We start from the raw sequence: 772 nt of genomic DNA on the forward strand, positions 1-772 counted from the left end.
CTCCAGCGCCTTGATCCATATCTGGTAGTAGCTCGATGAATAGTAGACAGCCGGATGCAGCGATTCCCGTGCGTGCCGGCTCTCGTCGATGTTCCACGCGCCCATGGCGCCGGCAGTCAGCGTAACGCCGAGCGCCCGCCTTTCCCAGGCGGCATGGAAATAGGGCTCGTCCTTTTCGGGCGCGACGGGGCCGAACCCCATCTGCCCGCCAAGATCGTGCGGCCCGTTCATGCCGGCTGCCCCTCTATTTCAGGTCTTTGGGCCAGGCCGGTCCCGATCATCGCATCACGGCTGACCAGCTCCGCCAGCCGCTCCTCGCTCCAGCCCTCGGTGCCCTCAGGCCGCATCGGCACGACGAGATAGCGCAGCTCCGCGGTCGAATCCCAGACGCGTATTTTTGTCCCGGCCGGCAGCGTGAGTCCAAATTCTTCCAGCACGCCGCGCGGATCGATCACCGCGCGCGAACGATAGGGCGGCGCCTTGTACCAGACCGGAGGCAGGCCGAGCACCGACCACGGATAGCAGGAGCACAGCGTGCAGACGACGAGATTGTGCGTCTCCTCGGTGTTGAACACCGCCTGCATGTGCTCGCCCTGGCGGCCGGTATAGCTGAGCGATGCGATCGCCGCCGTCGCATCGCGCTTCAGCCATTCGGCATAGGCGGGATAGCTCCAGGCTTTCGCCACCACCCTGGCGCCATTGCGCGGGCCGATCTTCGTCTCGTAGGTATCGACGATGACGTCGATCGCGGCCGGATCGATCAGCCCCTTCT

At 65.2% G+C, this 772-nt stretch carries 1 protein-coding gene and 1 pseudogene; both read right to left on the bottom strand.

Annotation, left to right across the window (positions count from 1 at the left end; translation table 11 throughout):
- Window positions 1-231, bottom strand: a pseudogene (locus EN906_RS35975) (SH3-like domain-containing protein); the annotation flags it as partial.
- A partial coding sequence (gene nthA, locus EN906_RS35980) for a nitrile hydratase subunit alpha (protein ID WP_127375864.1) occupies window positions 228-772 on the bottom strand: 545 nt, incomplete at its 5' end. The gene nthA and the pseudogene EN906_RS35975, both read right to left, overlap by 4 nt.

Source organism: Mesorhizobium sp. M7A.F.Ca.CA.004.06.1.1 (genome assembly GCF_003999135.1).
Taxonomy (GTDB): Bacteria; Pseudomonadota; Alphaproteobacteria; order Rhizobiales; family Rhizobiaceae; genus Mesorhizobium.